17 protein-coding genes are annotated in these 16,143 nt (G+C 68.3%); 10 read left to right on the plus strand and 7 right to left on the minus strand.

Annotated features, from left to right (window positions below; all coding sequences use genetic code 11):
- The 10 genes from VLG41_RS10745 to nagZ form a co-directional block, all read left to right on the plus strand.
- Positions 1–974: PDZ domain-containing protein (locus VLG41_RS10745; RefSeq protein WP_325349390.1), on the plus strand; the 974-nt coding region annotated here is incomplete at its 5' end.
- Between the two features lie 527 nt (positions 975–1,501).
- Entirely contained in the window at positions 1,502–3,310 is a 1,809-nt protein-coding gene (gene lepA, locus VLG41_RS10750; RefSeq protein ID WP_325349391.1) for a translation elongation factor 4, read from the plus strand.
- Positions 3,310–4,287 carry a signal peptidase I gene (lepB, locus tag VLG41_RS10755; RefSeq protein WP_325349392.1) on the plus strand — a complete coding sequence of 326 codons (978 nt, stop codon included), beginning with the start codon at positions 3,310–3,312 and terminating at the stop codon, positions 4,285–4,287. The genes lepA and lepB overlap by 1 nt, the downstream gene beginning before the upstream one ends.
- A gap of 25 nt (positions 4,288–4,312) precedes the next feature.
- The gene (locus tag VLG41_RS10760) at positions 4,313–4,660 is read left to right on the plus strand and encodes a DUF4845 domain-containing protein (protein WP_325349393.1); all 348 of its coding nucleotides are present in this window, start codon (positions 4,313–4,315) and stop codon (positions 4,658–4,660) included.
- Positions 4,661–4,679: 19 nt separating this feature from the next.
- The gene (rnc, locus tag VLG41_RS10765) at positions 4,680–5,378 is read left to right on the plus strand and encodes a ribonuclease III (protein WP_325349394.1); all 699 of its coding nucleotides are present in this window, start codon (positions 4,680–4,682) and stop codon (positions 5,376–5,378) included.
- A complete protein-coding gene (era, locus tag VLG41_RS10770) occupies positions 5,375–6,388 on the plus strand; it encodes a GTPase Era (RefSeq protein ID WP_325349395.1) in 1,014 nt (337 codons plus the stop codon). The genes rnc and era overlap by 4 nt, the downstream gene beginning before the upstream one ends.
- Before the next feature lie 90 nt (positions 6,389–6,478).
- Positions 6,479–7,267, plus strand: a complete 789-nt coding sequence (recO, locus tag VLG41_RS10775; RefSeq protein ID WP_325349396.1) for a DNA repair protein RecO — start codon at positions 6,479–6,481, stop codon at positions 7,265–7,267.
- Positions 7,268–7,279: 12 nt separating this feature from the next.
- Positions 7,280–8,032: a pyridoxine 5'-phosphate synthase gene (locus VLG41_RS10780; RefSeq protein ID WP_325349397.1), complete on the plus strand. Its 753-nt coding sequence runs from the start codon at positions 7,280–7,282 to the stop codon at positions 8,030–8,032.
- The gene (gene acpS / locus VLG41_RS10785; RefSeq protein ID WP_325349398.1) at positions 8,029–8,436 is read left to right on the plus strand and encodes a holo-ACP synthase; all 408 of its coding nucleotides are present in this window, start codon (positions 8,029–8,031) and stop codon (positions 8,434–8,436) included. The genes VLG41_RS10780 and acpS overlap by 4 nt, the downstream gene beginning before the upstream one ends.
- Positions 8,433–9,512 (plus strand): beta-N-acetylhexosaminidase, encoded by a 1,080-nt coding sequence (gene nagZ, locus VLG41_RS10790; protein WP_325349399.1) that lies wholly within the window; start codon positions 8,433–8,435, stop codon positions 9,510–9,512. Before acpS ends, nagZ begins: the two co-directional genes overlap by 4 nt.
- A 13-nt stretch (positions 9,513–9,525) precedes the next feature.
- On the opposite strand, the gene VLG41_RS10795 is transcribed toward nagZ, so the two are convergent.
- The 7 genes from VLG41_RS10795 to VLG41_RS10825 all read right to left on the minus strand — a co-directional run.
- A complete protein-coding gene (locus tag VLG41_RS10795; RefSeq protein ID WP_325349400.1) occupies positions 9,526–10,209 on the minus strand; it encodes an LON peptidase substrate-binding domain-containing protein in 684 nt (227 codons plus the stop codon).
- Positions 10,206–11,084, minus strand: coding sequence for an acetyl-CoA carboxylase, carboxyltransferase subunit beta (gene accD, locus VLG41_RS10800; protein ID WP_325349401.1), 879 nt, complete (start codon positions 11,082–11,084; stop codon positions 10,206–10,208). The genes VLG41_RS10795 and accD overlap by 4 nt, the downstream gene beginning before the upstream one ends.
- A gap of 36 nt (positions 11,085–11,120) precedes the next feature.
- Positions 11,121–11,930, minus strand: coding sequence for a tryptophan synthase subunit alpha (gene trpA / locus VLG41_RS10805; RefSeq protein WP_325349402.1), 810 nt, complete (start codon positions 11,928–11,930; stop codon positions 11,121–11,123).
- Positions 11,927–13,195 carry a tryptophan synthase subunit beta gene (gene trpB / locus VLG41_RS10810; protein ID WP_325349403.1) on the minus strand — a complete coding sequence of 423 codons (1,269 nt, stop codon included), beginning with the start codon at positions 13,193–13,195 and terminating at the stop codon, positions 11,927–11,929. The genes trpA and trpB overlap by 4 nt, the downstream gene beginning before the upstream one ends.
- A 46-nt stretch (positions 13,196–13,241) precedes the next feature.
- Positions 13,242–13,943, minus strand: coding sequence for a phosphoribosylanthranilate isomerase (locus VLG41_RS10815; RefSeq protein ID WP_325349404.1), 702 nt, complete (start codon positions 13,941–13,943; stop codon positions 13,242–13,244).
- Positions 13,940–14,728, minus strand: a complete 789-nt coding sequence (gene truA / locus VLG41_RS10820; protein ID WP_325349406.1) for a tRNA pseudouridine(38-40) synthase TruA — start codon at positions 14,726–14,728, stop codon at positions 13,940–13,942. The genes VLG41_RS10815 and truA overlap by 4 nt, the downstream gene beginning before the upstream one ends.
- A gap of 64 nt (positions 14,729–14,792) precedes the next feature.
- Positions 14,793–16,143 (minus strand): FimV/HubP family polar landmark protein (locus VLG41_RS10825; protein ID WP_325349405.1); only part of this gene is annotated, 1,351 nt, incomplete at its 5' end.

The raw sequence follows: 16,143 nt of genomic DNA on the forward strand, positions 1-16,143 counted from the left end.
CCGGCCTCGTGCCCGTGAAGGTGGGCGACATCAACCGCCTGCGCGTGGGTGAGTGGGTGATGGCGATCGGCTCCCCCTTCGGCCTGGAGAACACCGTCACGGCCGGCATCGTGAGCGCCAAGCAGCGCGACACGGGCGACTACCTGCCCTTCATCCAGACTGACGTGGCCATCAACCCGGGCAATTCGGGCGGGCCGCTGATCAACATGCGCGGCGAGGTGGTGGGCATCAACAGCCAGATCTACTCGCGCTCGGGTGGCTTCCAGGGCATTTCCTTCGCCATCCCCATCGACGAGGCCGTGCGCGTGTCCAACGAGCTGCGCGCCAGCGGTCGCGTCACTCGCGGTCGCATCGGCGTGCGCATCGACCAGGTCAGCAAAGAGGTGGCCGAGTCGCTGGGCATGGCGCAACCCAAGGGCGCGCTGGTGCGCGGTGTCGAACCCGATTCGCCGGCGGCCAAGGCGGGCGTCGAGCCGGGCGACATCATCCTCAGATTCGACGGCAAGGAGATCGACAAGTCGGTCGATCTGCCGCGCCTGGTGGGCAACACCAAACCCGGCACGCGCAGTGCCATGACGGTGCTGCGCCGGGGCAGCCAGCGCGACCTGAACGTAGTGGTCGCCGAGCTCGAGCCCGAGCGTCCCGAGGCGCGCGCGGCGGCACCCGAACCCACGCCGGTGCCCAGCAGCAACGCCGTGCAGGCGCTGGGTCTGACCCTGGCCGAACTCAGCGCCGACGAGGCCAAGGCGCTCAAGGTACGCGGTGGTGTGCGCGTCATGGGCGTGACGGGGCCCGCCACGCGCGCCGGCCTGCGCGAGGGCGATGTCATCGTGGCGGTGGCCAATGCTGAGGTGTCGTCGGTGAAAGACGTGGAAGCAGCGCTCGCGCGGGTGGACAAGAACAAGCCCGTGAACCTGCTGCTGCGCCGTGGTGAGTGGGCGCAGTACGCGGTGGTGCGTCCGCAAGCCCGGTGAATGCTCGTGGAGCGGCTTTTGGGCGACGTGGGTCAATAACCCCGGCCCCCGCTGGGCATCTGCGCCGTCTGTCGCGAGGTGTTTCGAAGGCGCCACGGGCCGCCGAGGCCATTGGACCGGCCGCCTGGGTGGAAAGTTAGTGGACACCAACAAGAATCCATTCACTCATGACCGGATTCGATAAAATCGCACATGTTGTCCACAGATTGAGGCGGCTCAAAGGCCCCCGAATTCACGATGCGGGAGCCCTGGTCGTGATGTCCCAGTCTGATCCACAGCCGCTGCACAGCTTGTACCCAAAGCCTGTGGATAAGCTGTAAACAACTGCCCTGTTGCGGCCCGGCGACAGGGCTTGGAAGCTCGGTGGCGGCTGTCTGCGAGGGGCTTTTTGCCTACAATGAAACCCCAACTATCGCAGTTGCCATTGATTGTTGGTTACGGGCGCGTCAGCAGCTGACGCGCCCTTTTTTATGGTCGCGCGCCTTGGCCCGGCGCACGATGAACATGGTCCCTGGCCTGGTCCTCTGATGAACCACATACGCAATTTCTCGATCATCGCGCACATCGATCATGGCAAATCGACGCTCGCGGATCGCATCATTTCCCTCTGTGGCGGCCTCTCCGATCGCGAGATGAGCGAGCAGGTGCTCGACTCGATGGACATCGAGAAAGAGCGCGGCATCACCATCAAGGCGCAGACCGCCGCGCTGCAGTACAAGGCCCGCGATGGCCGCGTCTACAACCTCAACCTGATCGACACGCCCGGTCACGTGGACTTCTCCTACGAGGTCTCGCGTTCCCTGTCGGCCTGCGAGGGCGCCTTGCTGGTGGTGGACGCAAGCCAGGGTGTCGAGGCCCAGACCGTGGCCAACTGCTACACCGCGCTCGACCTGGGCGTGGAGGTGCTGCCGGTCCTCAACAAGATGGACCTGCCCAACGCCGATCCCGAGAACGCCAAGAGTGAAATCGAGGACGTGATCGGCATCGACGCCAGCGACGCCATTCCCTGCTCGGCCAAGACCGGTATGGGCGTGGAAGAGATCCTCGAAGCGGTCATCGCCAAGGTGCCGCCGCCTCGCGGCAATCCCGACGCACCCCTTCGCGCCATGATCATCGACAGCTGGTACGACGCCTACGTCGGCGTGGTGATGCTGGTGCGCGTGGTGGACGGCCGGCTGCTCAAGGGCGAGCGCTTCAAGCTCATGGCCACCAACGCGGCCTACAACGCCGACAACCTGGGCGTGTTCACGCCGGCCACGCAGCCTCGCGAATCGCTGGAGGCGGGGGAGGTGGGCTACATCATCGCGGGCATCAAGGAACTGGCGGCCGCCAAGGTGGGCGACACCGTCACGCTGGAAAAGAAGCTGCCCAACAACGCCGGCCCCGCGGAGCGGCCGCTGCCCGGCTTCAAGGAGGTGCAGCCGCAGGTGTTCGCCGGCCTGTACCCCACCGAGGCCAACCAGTACGACGCCCTGCGCGACGCGCTGGAGAAGCTCAAGCTCAACGACGCCTCGCTGCACTACGAGCCCGAGGTGTCGCAGGCGCTGGGCTTCGGCTTTCGTTGCGGTTTCCTGGGCCTGCTGCACATGGAAATCGTGCAGGAGCGCCTGGAGCGCGAGTTCGACCAGGACCTCATCACCACCGCGCCCAGCGTGGTGTACCAGGTGGTCAAGGGCGACGGCGAGGTGCTCATGGTGGAGAACCCGTCCAAGATGCCCGACGCCGGCCGCATCGAAGAGATCCGTGAGCCCATCGTCACCGTGCACCTGTACATGCCGCAGGAATACGTGGGCCCGGTAATGACGCTGGCCAACCAGAAGCGTGGCGTGCAGATCAACATGGCCTATCACGGCAAGCAGGTCATGCTGACCTACGAACTGCCGCTGGGCGAGATCGTCCTGGACTTCTTCGACAAGCTCAAGTCCGTCAGCCGCGGTTACGCGAGCATGGACTACGAGTTCAAGGAGTACCGCGCGTCCGACGTGGTCAAGGTCGACATCCTGCTCAATGGCGAGAAGGTCGACGCCCTGTCCATCATCGTGCACCGCAGCCAGTCGCAGTACCGCGGCCGCGCGGTGGCGGCCAAGATGCGCGAAATCATCAGCCGCCAGATGTTCGACGTGGCGATCCAGGCGGCCATCGGCGGCAACGTGATCGCGCGCGAGACCATCAAGGCGCTGCGCAAGAACGTGCTGGCAAAATGCTACGGTGGTGACATCACCCGCAAACGCAAACTGCTCGAAAAACAGAAGGCTGGCAAGAAGCGCATGAAACAGATCGGCTCCGTCGAAGTGCCCCAGGAGGCTTTCCTGGCAATCCTGCAGGTGCAAGACTGATGAAGTCCGCCATGGGTGCGGTCACGGGGGCGATCCTCGCGGCGTTCGGGCTCTATGCCGTGGCCTGGTATTCGGGCGCGGTGGAGGGCAACTTCTCGCTCCTGCTGATGCTGGCGACGCTGGTCACCGGCATCTACTGGGTGATCGACAAACTGGTGTTCCTGCCGCAGCGCCGCCGCGTGGCCGACCACCTGGTGCAGGAGCATCAGCAACGCAAGGAAGCTCTGGCCAAGCAGGGCTTCAGCCAGATCGAGGGTGACATCGAGCCGGCGCGTCAACGGGCGCTGGCCCAGCCCTGGTGGCTGGACTGGACGGCGGGCCTGTTCCCTGTGATCCTGGCCGTCTTCGTGCTGCGCTCCTTCCTGTTCGAGCCGTTCAAGATCCCCTCGGGCTCCATGATCCCCACTCTGCGCGTGGGCGACCTGATCCTGGTGAACAAGTACCACTACGGTATTCGTCTGCCCGTCCTGAATACGAAGGTCTGGGACAACCATGCGCCGCAGCGCGGCGACGTGATCGTCTTCCGCTACCCGCCCAAACCCAGCCTGGACTACATCAAGCGCGTGGTCGGCCTGCCTGGCGACGAGGTGGCCTACCTGAACAAGCAACTCACGGTCAATGGCCAGCCCGTGCCCCGGGTGGCGCAGCCCGACTTCTTCGACAAGGACTCGATGCGCTACGCCAAGCAATGGCAGGAAAGCCTGGGGGGCAAGCACTACAACATCCTCAACGAGGACACGCGCCCGGCCTTCGTCGAGGGCGCCACGCAGTTCCCGTTTGCGGATGGCTGCCGCTACAGCGTCGAAGGCATGGTCTGCAAGGTGCCCGCCGGGCACTACTTCATGATGGGCGACAATCGCGACAATTCGCTCGACTCGCGGTATTGGGGCTTTGTGCCCGAAGCGAATATCGTCGGCAAGGCCTTTTTCGTCTGGATGAATTTTGGCGATTTCGGTCGCATCGGCTCGTTCGAGTGACGACGAACGCTCTGGAGGAACACGCATGAAGTTGAAGCGGCAACAACGGGGCCTGACCTTCGTCGGCCTGATCATCGTCGGTACCCTGCTGGCACTGGCAGGCATCGTGGCGGCGCAGGTGTTTCCCACGTACCTGGAGTACCTGGCCGTGCAAAAGGCGGTGCAGAAGGCCGCAGCGGGCGGTACGGTGGCCGAGGTGCGCAGCATCTTCGACAAGGCCGCCACGATCGACGATATCCGCACCATCTCCGGCAAGGACCTCACCGTCGGCAAGCAGGGCGATCGCGTGGTCGTGTCCTTCGACTACAGCCGCGAAATTCACCTGGCGGGCCCGGGCTGGCTGGTGATGAAGTACAAGGGCAGCTCGCAATGAGCCCGGCCCGGTTGATGGCTTGAACCCCGATCTCACCGCGCTGCAGAGCCGGCTGCAGCACCGCTTTGCCAACCCCCGCCTGCTGGAGCGGGCGCTGACCCACCGCAGCTTTGGCGCCGACCACAATGAGCGCCTGGAATTCCTCGGCGACTCCGTGCTCAATCTGGCCATCTCCGGCCTGCTGTTCGAGAAACTCAATGCCTTGCCCGAGGGCGATCTCTCGCGGGTGCGCGCCAACCTGGTCAAGCAGGACACGCTGTTCGAACTGGCCCAGGCGCTGGGCTTGTCGTCGGGATTGCGGCTGGGCGACGGCGAAAAGCGCTCGGGCGGGCACAAGCGCCCCTCCATCCTGGCCGACGCGCTGGAAGCCGTGATCGGCGCCGTGTATCTCGACGCCGGCTTCGAAACCGCCGCGCAACTGGTGCGGCGCCTCTATGGCGGCGTCGAGCTCAGCACCAGCATGACGGCTTTGGGCAAAGACCCGAAAACCGAATTGCAGGAGTGGCTGCAGGGCCGCAAAATGAAGTTGCCCGTCTACCGCGTGGTGGCCACGCTGGGCGAGGCGCACAAGCAGACCTTCGATGTGGAATGCACCGTGCAGGAAACCGGCCACAGCGAGCGCGGCATCGGCGCCTCGCGGCGCGCGGGCGAACAAGCCGCCGCCGCCGCCATGCTGCAACACCTGAGCGCCTCATCCGCCGACAAAACCACCCCATGAGCCAGAAGACGCCCGCCCCGCCGCCCGCCGACGCCCACCTCGAGGCGATGCTGGCGCGCGCGCTCGGCAAGCCCGCCTCGGCCGACGCCACTGACGCACCCGAGGCGCCGCGCCCCGAGGTGGCCGAGTCCGACAAGCGCTGCGGCTACGTGGCCATCGTGGGCAAGCCCAACGTCGGCAAGTCCACGCTGCTCAACGCACTGGTGGGGCAAAAAGTCAGCATCACCTCGCGCAAGGCCCAGACCACGCGCCACCGCATCACGGGCATCCGAACCGAGGGCGCGTCGCAGTTCATCTTCGTGGACACGCCCGGTTTCCAGACCCGCCACGGCAACGCGCTCAACCGATCGCTGAACAAGACGGTGCTGGGCGCGGTGACGGACGTGGACCTGATCCTTTTCGTCGTCGAGGCCGGCCGTTTCAACCTGGCCGACGCCAAGGTGCTCTCGTTGCTGCCGCCCTCGGTGCCGGTCATCCTGCTGGCGAACAAGCTGGACGAGGTGCACCGCCGCGGTGAACTGGCGCCGTGGCTGCGTTCCATGCAGGAGCGCCACCCCTTCGCCGAGTTCGTGCCCATGTCGGCCAAGGCGCCCAAGGACATCCAGCGCCTGTTCGGCATCTGCGAGAAGTACCTGCCGCAGCAGCCCTGGATCCACGACGCCGAGGAGCTGACCGACCGCAGCGAGCGCTTCATGGCCGCCGAAATGGTGCGCGAGAAGCTGTTCCGCCTCACGGGTGACGAGCTGCCCTACACCTCCACCGTGGTCATCGACCGCTTCGAGGAAGAGGGCCAGTTGCGCCGCATCGCCGCCACCATCGTGGTCGAGCGCGAAGGGCACAAGGGCATGGTGATCGGCGACAAGGGCGAGAAGCTCAAGCGCATCGGCACCGAAGCCCGCATGGAGCTGGAAAAGCTCTGGGGCGGCAAGGTGTTCCTGGAGTTGTGGGTCAAGGTCCGCTCCGGCTGGGCCGACGACGACGCTCGCGTGCGCTCCTTCGGATATGAATGAGGCCCCCACGCTCCGCCGCTGCGCGGGTCGCTGCCCCCCGAGGGGGCTGGCCTGCCTTGGGGCGGCCCGGCGGCAGGCCGACTCTCTCCGATGAAGGCTCGGGTCGCGGACGAATCGGCGTTCGTCCTGCACCGCTACGACTGGAGCGAGACCAGCCTCGTGCTCGAGGTGTTCACGCGTTACCACGGCCGCATCGCCCTGGTGGCCAAGGGCGTGAAGCGGCCCACCTCGCAGTTCCGACCCGTGCTGCTGCCCCTGCAGCCCCTGCAGCTGAGCTGGAGCGGCGACGCCGAGGTGCGCACGCTCAAGGCGGCGCACTGGGTGGGCGGGCACGTCATGCCCACCGGCGAGGCGCTCATCGCCGGCAGCTACCTCAATGAACTGCTGGTGAAGCTGCTGGCGCGCGACGACCCGTACCCGCGCCTGTTCGACTGGTTCGCCACCGCCGTGCACACCCTGGCCGACCAGCCCGAGGCCCGCACCGTGGTGCTGCGCGCCTTCGAGTTGTTGATGCTGCGCGAGATCGGCCTGCTGCCCGACCTGGTGCGCGAAGGCGCCACACTGTCGCCGCTGCTCGACGGCGAGCGCTACGTATTGCAGGCCGAGTCGGGCCTTCGCGTGGCGCACGAGGACGACCACCACGCGCTGGACGCCGGCCGCTGGCGCGATCTGCAGCAGGCCCTGGACGATCCCGCGCCCTTCGTGCCGGTGCTGCGGGTCTGCGCGGACATCGCGCCGACCCTGCGCATCCCCCTGCGCAACCTGCTGCACTACCATGGCGGCGTGCGCGTGTTCCGCACGCGCCAGCTCATGCTCGACGTGCAGGCCATGCGCCGCCGGCGCGGGCATGCCGCCGACGCCGCTTCAACCGATTCCTGACCGAGCCCGAGCATGGTGCACCCCCGAACCGCGCTGTCCGTCAATCTCAACAAGGTCGCGCTGGTGCGCAACACCCGCCACCTGGGCATTCCCTCCGTCACGCGCGCGGCCACGCTGTGCCTGCAGGCCGGCGCCGCGGGCATCACCGTGCACCCGCGGCCCGACGAGCGCCACATCCGCGCGCACGACGTGCACGACTTGGCTGCCGTGCTCAAGGCCTGGCCCGGGTGCGAGTACAACATCGAGGGCAACCCCTTCCACAACCTCATGGACTTCGTGCGCGCCGTGCGCCCGCACCAGGCCACCTTCGTCCCTGACGCGGAAGGCCAGTTCACCAGCGACCACGGCTGGCGCTTTCCCGAAGACGCCGAACGCCTGCGCCCGCTGATCGCTGAGTGCCAGGCGCTGGGCGTGCGCGTGAGCCTGTTCATGGACGCTGAAGCCGATCAGATGGCCGCGGCCAAGGCGGTCGGGGCCGACCGCGTCGAGTTCTACACCGAGCCCTACGCCGCCGCCTTCGGCACGCCCGGGCAGGACGCGCAACTGCGCCGCTTCGAGCGCGCCTCGCAAGCCGCGCTCGACGCGGGTCTGGCCGTGAACGCCGGCCACGACCTCAACCGCGACAACCTCACGCCGTTCCTGCGCACCGTGCCCGGCGTCAGCGAGGTGTCCATCGGCCACGCTCTCATCGCCGACGCGCTCGAGCTCGGCTACGAAGCCACCGTCGTGGCCTACAAGCGCTGCATCGCCGACGCCTTCGCATGATCTACGGCATCGGCACCGACATCTGCGACGTGCGCCGCATCGCGGCCACGATGGAACGCCAGGGCGAGCGCTTCGCGAGCAAGGTGCTCAGCGAGGCCGAGTTCGCCGTCTGGCAGCGCCGCAGCGCGCGCTGGCCGCAGCGCGGCCTGCGCTACCTGGCCACGCGCTTCTCGGCCAAGGAGGCCTTCTCCAAGGCCATCGGCCTGGGCATGCGCATGCCCATGAGCTGGCGCCGTTGCGAGATCGCCAATCTGCCCAGTGGCCAACCCGTCATCGTGTTGCACGGCGAGCTCAAGACCTGGTTCGAATCCCAGGGTCTGCGCGCGCACGTGACCGTGACCGACGAGACTGATTACGCGGCCAGCTTCGTGGTCGTCGAACGCACCGATTCCCCATCGCCATGAACCACCACGCCCCCCTGATCATCGACGTCGCCGGCCTGGCGCTGAGCGACACCGATCGCCAGCGCCTGGACCACCCCCTGGTGGGCGGCGCCATCCTCTTCAGCCGCAACTGGCGCGACCGCGCGCAGCTCACGCGGCTGTGCGCGGAGATCAAGGCGGTGCGCGAAGACCTGTTGGTGGCCATCGACCAGGAGGGCGGCCGCGTGCAGCGTTTCCGCACCGATGGCTTCACCGCCTTGCCGCCCATGGCCGCCTTCGGCGAGCGCTGGATGGCTGGCGGTGCCGACGGTGACGGGGCGATGCGGGCGATCGACGCCGCCACGGCGGCCGGCTTCGTGCTGGGCGCGGAGCTGCGCGCCTGCGGCGTGGACCTGAGCTTCACGCCGGTGCTCGACCTCGACCACGGCGACAGCTCCGTCATCGGCGACCGCGCCTTCGCGCGCGACCCGCGCGTGGTGGCGATGCTCGCGCAGGCGCTGATGCACGGCCTGCGGCAAAGCGGCATGGCCAACTGCGGCAAGCACTTTCCCGGGCACGGCTACGTGCGCGGCGACACGCACCACGAGATCCCGCGCGACACCCGCTCGCTCAAGGCCATCCTGGCCGATGACGCCTTGCCCTACGGTTGGCTCAGCGCCTCGCTCAGCGCTGTCATGCCCGCCCACGTGATCTACCCCAAGGTGGACGCGCGTCCCGCCGGCTTCTCCGCGCGATGGCTGCAGGACGTGCTGCGCGTGCGCCTGGGCTTCACGGGTGCGGTCTTCAGTGACGACCTGGGCATGGCCGCGGCGCGGCAGATCGAGGGCCGGGCGGTGCGCTTCGCCGAGGCCGCCACCGCCGCGCTGCAGGCGGGCTGCGACATGGTGCTGCTGTGCAACCAGAGCGTGGTCGAGGGCGGTGCGCCGATCGACGAGGCCATCGACGAGCTCGCGCGCGCCGCGATGCAGGGCGACTGGGTGCCGTCGCCGGTCAGCGAGGAGCGTCGCCGTGCGCTGCTGCCCCAGGGCAAGGCCATGGCCTGGGACGATCTGATGGTGGACGCCCGCTACATGCACGCGCTGTCGATGCTGCCCTGAACGGGTGCGCCCTTCAGCGGTCCAGCCCGAGCTTCTCGAGCAGGTCGCCCACGAGTTCAAGGCGCAGCAAGGGGTTGTCCAGTGCCATCAGGCGCTGCTTGAGCGCCACCGGGGCGGGCACCAGTTCGCACCAGCGGTTGGCCACCCAGCCGGCGTCGTCCCAGTGGTAGGGCGGCTGGATCGGCAGTTGCTCATGGGCGCCGGGTTGGCGCTCGCGCAGGTTCTCCAGCACGCGTTTCAGGCCAATGGCCACGGAGGCGAGCTCGTCCGGCACCGGCGTGGAAACGTCGGCGGGCAGCAGGTCCACATCGGCCACCCACAGGCCGTGGGGCAGGCGCGTGCGCCGCGTGACGCTGAAGCGCTGCAGGCCCTGACAGCGGATCATGAACAGGCCCGGCTGAGGCTTCTCCAGTGATTCGATGCGCGCGAGCACGCCGACCGGGTGGAAGACCTCCTTGGCGAAACCGTCGCCCCCGGGCGGGGCGTTCGGGTCGAGCCGGCGCACCTCGCTGCCTTCGCTCAGGCTCACCACGCCGAAGGGCGCGCCGGCCTTGTGGCAGCGCCCGATCATGTCGAGGTAGCGCACCTCGAAGATGCGAAGCGGTAGCCAGCCGCCCGGGAACAGGACGGTCTGCAGCGGGAAGAGGGGCAGCTGGGCGAGCTTGAGCGCCTCAGCCGCCGCCGGGGTGTCGCTCAATCCTCGACCACCGCGTCGGCGCTCTGGCGCTGCATCATGGCCAGCAGGTTGGCCACGGTGGCGCGCAGTTCGCGGCGGTCGCAGATGAAGTCGACCGCGCCCTTCGTCTGCAGGAACTCGGCGCGCTGGAAGCCTTCGGGCAGCTTCACGCGCACGGTGTTCTCGATCACGCGCGGGCCGGCGAAACCGATCAGCGCCTTGGGCTCGGCGATCACCACGTCGCCCACGAAGGCGAAGCCCGCGCTCACGCCGCCCATGGTCGGGTCGGTCAGCACGCTGATGTAGGGCAGGCCCTTCTTGGCCAGGCGCGTGAGCGAAGCGTTGGTCTTGGCCATCTGCATGAGCGAGAGCAGGCCTTCCTGCATGCGCGCGCCACCGGTGGCGGTGAAGCACACGAAGGGCACCTTCTGCGCGATGGCTTCCTCGACGCCGCGCACGAAGCGCTCGCCGACGACCGAGCCCATGGAGCCGCCCATGAAGTCGAATTCGAAGCAGGCGGTGACCAGGCTCATGCCCTTGACCGCGCCGCCCATGACGATGAGCGCATCGGTCTCGCTGGTGGTCTCCAGGGCTTCCTTCAGGCGTTCGGGGTACTTGCGGCTGTCCTTGAACTTGAGCGCGTCCACCGGCAGCACCTCTTGCCCGATCTCGTAGCGGCCTTCGGCGTCCAGGAAGCCGTTGAGCCGCGCGCGCGCACCGATGCGGTGGTGGTGCGAGCAGTGCGGGCAGACGTTCTGGTTCTTCTCGAGGTCGTTCTTGTAGAGCACGGCCTCGCAGCTGGGGCACTTCACCCACAGGCCCTCGGGCACGCTGCGGCGCTCGGTGGGGTCGGTCGGGGTGATCTTGGGGGGGAGCAGCTTTTCGAGCCAGGACATGCGGGTCTCCGGGGGAGTGAGGGGCGCGAGGCGGGATTATGCGTCCAGCGCTTTTCGGATGGTGCGCACGAACTGGACGGCCACGGGCACCACCTTCTCGTGCGGTTCGTCTTCGATGAGCTGGATGAGCTTGCTGCCGATCACCACCGCGTCGGCGGTGCGGCCGATGGCGCGGGCGGTGTCCGCGTCCCGTATGCCGAAACCCACGCCGACGGGAATGTTCACGTGCGCGCGGATGCGCGGCAGCATGGCTTCCACCTGGGACACGTCCAGCGTGCCCGCGCCGGTGACGCCCTTGAGTGAAACGTAGTACACGTAGCCGCTGGCCACGCGCGCCACCTGGGCCATGCGTTCGTCGGTGGAGGTGGGGGCCAGCAGGAAGATCAGGTCCATGCCGCGCGCGCGCAGGGCGCGGGCGAAGTCCTCGCATTCCTCGGGCGGGTAGTCCACCACCAGCACGCCGTCCACGCCGGCCTCGGCCGCGTCGTTCACGAAGGCGCCGGTGCCGTGCTTCTGGTCGTAGCGCTCCACCGGGTTCGCGTAGCCCATGAGCACCACGGGCGTGCTGGTGTTGCGTTCGCGAAAGCGCTTGACCATGGCCAGCACCTGCACGAGGCCGATGCCGGCGGCGAGCGCGCGCTCGCCGGCCTTCTGGATCACGGGGCCGTCGGCCGACGGATCGGAGAAGGGCACGCCGAGCTCGATGATGTCGGCACCGGCCTCGGCCATGCCCTGCATCAGCTCGGGCGTGATGTCGGCGAAGGGGAAGCCGGCGGTGACGTAGGGGATCAGTGCCTTGCGGCTCTGGGACTTGAGTTCGGACAGGGTCTTGTCGATGCGGCTCATTTGGCTGGGCCCCCTTTGACGGTGTGGCCGCGCATGGAGGGGCGGTCGTAAAAATCGGCGCCCGAAAGATCGGCGACGGTGCCGATGTCCTTGTCGCCGCGGCCCGAGAGGTTGACCAGGATCGACTGCGTGGGCTTCATGGTCTTGGCGAGCTTCATCGCGTACGCCACCGCGTGGCTGGACTCGAGGGCGGGGATGATGCCCTCGGTGCGGCAGAGGTAGTGGAAGGCCTCCAGCGCCTCGGTGTCGGTGACGCCCACGTACTCGGCGCGGCCGATGTCCTTGAGGTAGGCGTGCTCGGGGCCCACGCCGGGGTAGTCCAGGCCGGCGCTCACGCTGTGCGTCTCGGTGACTTGTCCGTTGTCGTCTTGCAGCACGTAGGTGCGGTTGCCGTGCAGCACGCCGGGGCTCCCGCGCTGGAGCGAGGCGGCGTGTTTGTCGCTGTCCAGCCCCTCGCCGGCGGCCTCCACGCCGATCAGGCGGGTGTTCTGGTGCGCGATGTAGGGGTGGAAGATGCCCATGGCGTTGCTGCCGCCGCCCACGCAGGCGATCACCGCATCGGGCTGCTCGCCTGCGCAGTTCGCCTCGCGCAGCATCTCGGGCATCTGCTTGAGGCATTCCTCGCCGATCACGCTCTGGAAGTCGCGCACCATCATCGGGTAGGGATGCGGGCCGGCCACGGTGCCGATGATGTAGAAGGTGTTGTCCACGTTGGCGACCCAGTCGCGCATGGCCTCGTTCAGCGCATCCTTCAGGGTCTTGCTGCCGCTCTCCACGGGTACCACGGTGGCGCCCAGCAGCTTCATGCGAAAGACGTTGGGGCTCTGGCGCTTCACGTCCTCGCTGCCCATGTAGACCACGCATTCCAGGCCGTAGCGCGCGCAGATGGTGGCCGTGGCCACGCCGTGCTGGCCCGCGCCGGTCTCGGCAATGATGCGCGGCTTGCCCATGCGGCGCGCCAGCATGGCCTGGCCGATGGTGTTGTTCACCTTGTGCGCGCCGGTGTGGTTGAGGTCCTCGCGCTTGAGGAAGATCTGTGCGCCGCCCATCTCGCGGCTCATGCGCGCGGCGTGGTAGACCGGGCTGGGCCGGCCCACGAAGTGCGCGAGCTCGTGGCGGAATTCGGCGAGGAAGTCCGGGTCGTGCTGGTACTTCTCGTAGGCCGCCTTCAGTTCGTTGATGGCGTGGGTGAGCGTTTCGCTCACGAAGCTGCCGCCGTAGATGCCGAAATGGCCTCGGGCGTCGGGTTGCTGGTAGGTCTGCATGCGAAATCCTGTGCGGTGGATGGCCCGCGCGCGACCCGAGGAAGGGTCAGGATCGCTGCGGGGAGGGTGCTGGCGCCGGATCGTTGGCGCGATCGGCGGCGCGCACGGCGGCCACGAAGGCCTGCATCTTGTCGGCGCTCTTGATGCCCTTGGACACCTCGATGCCGGAGCTCACGTCAACGGCCCAGGGCCGGATGAGCCTGATGCCATCGGTCACGTTTGCAGGCGTGAGTCCACCAGACAAAACGAGGCGAGAGCTGGCGTTTAGTCGAGGGTGTGACCACGTGAAGGCCGTCCAGTCGAAGGATTGGCCGCCGCCACCGAACCCCTCGATGTGGGCGTCGAGCAGGATGGCTTGGGCAGAGGCGAAATCATCGGCGAATTGTAGGAGATCGAAGGATTTCCCGGCCTCGCCGGCCGGGATGCGCGCGGCGCGCAGGTAAGGCCGCCCCGGGGCCTGCGCCTCGGCCGGCGACTCGTCGCCGTGCAACTGCAGCAGGGCATGGGGCACGGCGCGCAGGCCCCGTGCGATCCACTCGGGGCTGGCGTTGACGAAGAGCAGCACCGGCGTGACGAAGGCGGGCAAGCGGCGCGCCAGTTCGCCGGCCCGTTCGGGCGATACGAAGCGCGGGCTGGGCTCGTAGAGCACGAAGCCCACGGCGTCGGCCCCGGATCGCACGGCCGCGTCCACGTCGGCCTCGCGGGTGAGGCCGCAGAACTTGATGCGGGTGCGGTGGGCGGGCGTCATGGCAACCAGTCGAAAGCGGGCGTGCGATCGGGCAGGCCCCAGGCGGCATCGTAGACCGGGCCGAGAAAGTACAGGCCGTCGGGGGAGAAGGTGGGTGCGGCGGCGTCGCGGCTGCGCGCGGCGAGCACCTCGGCCATCCACCCGGGTGGCTGGTGGCCGCTGCCGATGGCGATGAGGCAGCCCATGATGTTGCGGATCATGTGGTGCAGGAAGGCGTTGGCCTCGAACTCGAAGCGCCAGTAGGCGCCGCGCCGCGCGATCTCGATGCGGCGCAGGGTCTTCACCGGAGTGTGGGCCTGGCATTGCGAGGCGCGAAAGGAGGTGAAGTCGTGCTCGCCGAGGAGGCGTTCGGCGGCCCGGCGCATGGCCTCGGCATCGAGTGGGCGGAACACCCAACCCACCTGCCCCTGTTCCACGCTCGGCCGCACGGGAGATTCGAGCAGCACGTAGGCGTAGCGGCGGGCGATGGCACTGGCGCGGGCGTGGAAGGCCGCGGGGACCTCATGCGCCCACTGCACCGCGATGTCGGGCGGCAGGAAGCTGTTGGTGCCACGCACCCAGGCGTATTCGGCCCGCTCCAGCGGCGTGTCGAAGTGCACCACCTGCATGAGCCCGTGCACGCCGGCGTCGGTGCGGCCGGCGCACAGCGTGTTCACGGCGGGCAGGGCGCTGAAGCGCGCGAGCGCGTCTTCCAGCTTGTCTTGAACCGTGTTGCCGCTGGGCTGGCTTTGCCAGCCGTCATACGCTCGGCCGTTAAAGCTCACGCCCAGCGCGATGCGGTGCATCGGGCTGGGCGTGGTGGGGGACTCTTCCGGGGATTCGGTCAAGCGACGGCGTCGGGCGGTCGGATCAGGTGGTCAGATCGGCCAGGAAGGTGCTGGCCTTGGCCTTGAGCGGGCCGGACGCTTCGGCCAGCACTTCCTCGGCCAGCGAACGAGCGCCTTCGAAGTCGCCAATGGCGCGGAACTCCTCGGCCAGCGAGAGCTTGGTCTCGAGCGGGTTCTCTTCGGTGAGATCGCCCGCGGGCGCCATGGTCACGGGCTCCTTGTGGCCGCTGTCGAGGTCCAGGTTGAGACCGTCGAGGTTGAAGTCCATCAGGCTGCCAGCGGGCTCGGGGGCGAGGCCGGCCTTGGTGGAGGTGGTCTTCAGGTCGAGGTCGAAGTTGGGGGCGCTGATGCTGTCGGGCGCGCCCTGACCCAGGCTGGGCACTTCGATGTCGGCCGGCGTGGTGGCCGAGCGCTCGGCCTCGTTGGCGGGCGAGGGCAGATCGAGGTCGAAGTCCATCGACATCGAGGACGGGGCGCTGGCCGGCGGCGCCGAGGGCGCGGTCAGGGCTTCGGTGGCGTCGAGGTCGTCCAGGTCCGACATGGCGGCCATGTCGGGCCGTTCGGCCGGGGCGGGACGAGAAACCGGCGCGTCGTCGATCGGGATGTCGAGGTCCAGGTCGAGCGGGCCGGCGCCCGTGGACGCCTGCGAGTCGAGGTTGACCGTGCTGGGGCCGAAGGCGTGCAGGCCGCCGGCCGCGGTGGCAGCGGCCAGACCGGCTTTGGGCACGGGCTTGCCGCCGGGGTGGTACAGCGGGTTGGTGGGATCGAGTTCGCGGCCGAGTTCGCAGGCGCGCTCCCACTCGGGGCCGTCACCCTGCGTGAGCCCGAAGGCCTCGCTGGCCACCACCTCGAAGGCGCGCGCGTCGCGGCGTTTGGCGTAGATCTCGAGCAGCTTGGTGTGGATGGCCACGCGCGTGGGCGTGCTGCGCATGGCCTCCTTGAGGATTTCCTCGGCCTGCAGGTCGCGGCCGTAGGCGAGGTACACATCGGCTTCGGCCACCGGATCCACGTCGCCCGCGGCGTCGAGTTGGCTGGGCGAATAGACCATTGACGAGCCCGAGGCCATGGCCTCGGCGGTGTCGATGCGCTGGCCGCCGCTGGAGCCGAAGAAGGAGTCGGGCTGCAGACGGCTCTCGAGGAAGGAGCTGTCGACATTGGCGTTGGCCTTGCGTTGGCGCACGCGCCACAGGCCCAGGCCGGCGAGCAAGGCCAGCAAGCCGCCTGCCACGGGCAGCAGCAGCGGGTTCTCGGTGAGGCTGCTGAGGAAACCGGGCTCATCCACCGCGGGGGCGGGCACGGCGGGCGGGCGCGGGGCGGCCACCACGGGCGCCGGGGCGGGTGCCGGCGTGGGCGTCGGAGCGGCGGCCTCGGCC

Origin of the sequence: Hydrogenophaga sp. (assembly GCF_035481345.1) — a bacterium.
Classification (GTDB): domain Bacteria; phylum Pseudomonadota; class Gammaproteobacteria; order Burkholderiales; family Burkholderiaceae_C; genus Hydrogenophaga.

Excerpts from the sequence above, each read along its gene's own strand:
- lepA (WP_325349391.1), top strand. The coding sequence starts at position 1,502 with ATGAACCACATACGCAATTTCTCGATCATCGCGCACATCGATCATGGC.
- lepB (WP_325349392.1), top strand. The coding sequence starts at position 3,310 with ATGAAGTCCGCCATGGGTGCGGTCACGGGGGCGATCCTCGCGGCGTTC.
- VLG41_RS10760 (WP_325349393.1), top strand. The coding sequence starts at position 4,313 with ATGAAGTTGAAGCGGCAACAACGGGGCCTGACCTTCGTCGGCCTGATC.
- era (WP_325349395.1), top strand. The coding sequence starts at position 5,375 with ATGAGCCAGAAGACGCCCGCCCCGCCGCCCGCCGACGCCCACCTCGAG.
- recO (WP_325349396.1), top strand. The coding sequence starts at position 6,479 with ATGAAGGCTCGGGTCGCGGACGAATCGGCGTTCGTCCTGCACCGCTAC.
- VLG41_RS10780 (WP_325349397.1), top strand. The coding sequence starts at position 7,280 with ATGGTGCACCCCCGAACCGCGCTGTCCGTCAATCTCAACAAGGTCGCG.
- acpS (WP_325349398.1), top strand. The coding sequence starts at position 8,029 with ATGATCTACGGCATCGGCACCGACATCTGCGACGTGCGCCGCATCGCG.
- nagZ (WP_325349399.1), top strand. The coding sequence starts at position 8,433 with ATGAACCACCACGCCCCCCTGATCATCGACGTCGCCGGCCTGGCGCTG.
- accD (WP_325349401.1), bottom strand. The coding sequence starts at position 11,084 with ATGTCCTGGCTCGAAAAGCTGCTCCCCCCCAAGATCACCCCGACCGAC.
- trpA (WP_325349402.1), bottom strand. The coding sequence starts at position 11,930 with ATGAGCCGCATCGACAAGACCCTGTCCGAACTCAAGTCCCAGAGCCGC.
- trpB (WP_325349403.1), bottom strand. The coding sequence starts at position 13,195 with ATGCAGACCTACCAGCAACCCGACGCCCGAGGCCATTTCGGCATCTAC.
- VLG41_RS10815 (WP_325349404.1), bottom strand. The coding sequence starts at position 13,943 with ATGACGCCCGCCCACCGCACCCGCATCAAGTTCTGCGGCCTCACCCGC.
- truA (WP_325349406.1), bottom strand. The coding sequence starts at position 14,728 with ATGCACCGCATCGCGCTGGGCGTGAGCTTTAACGGCCGAGCGTATGAC.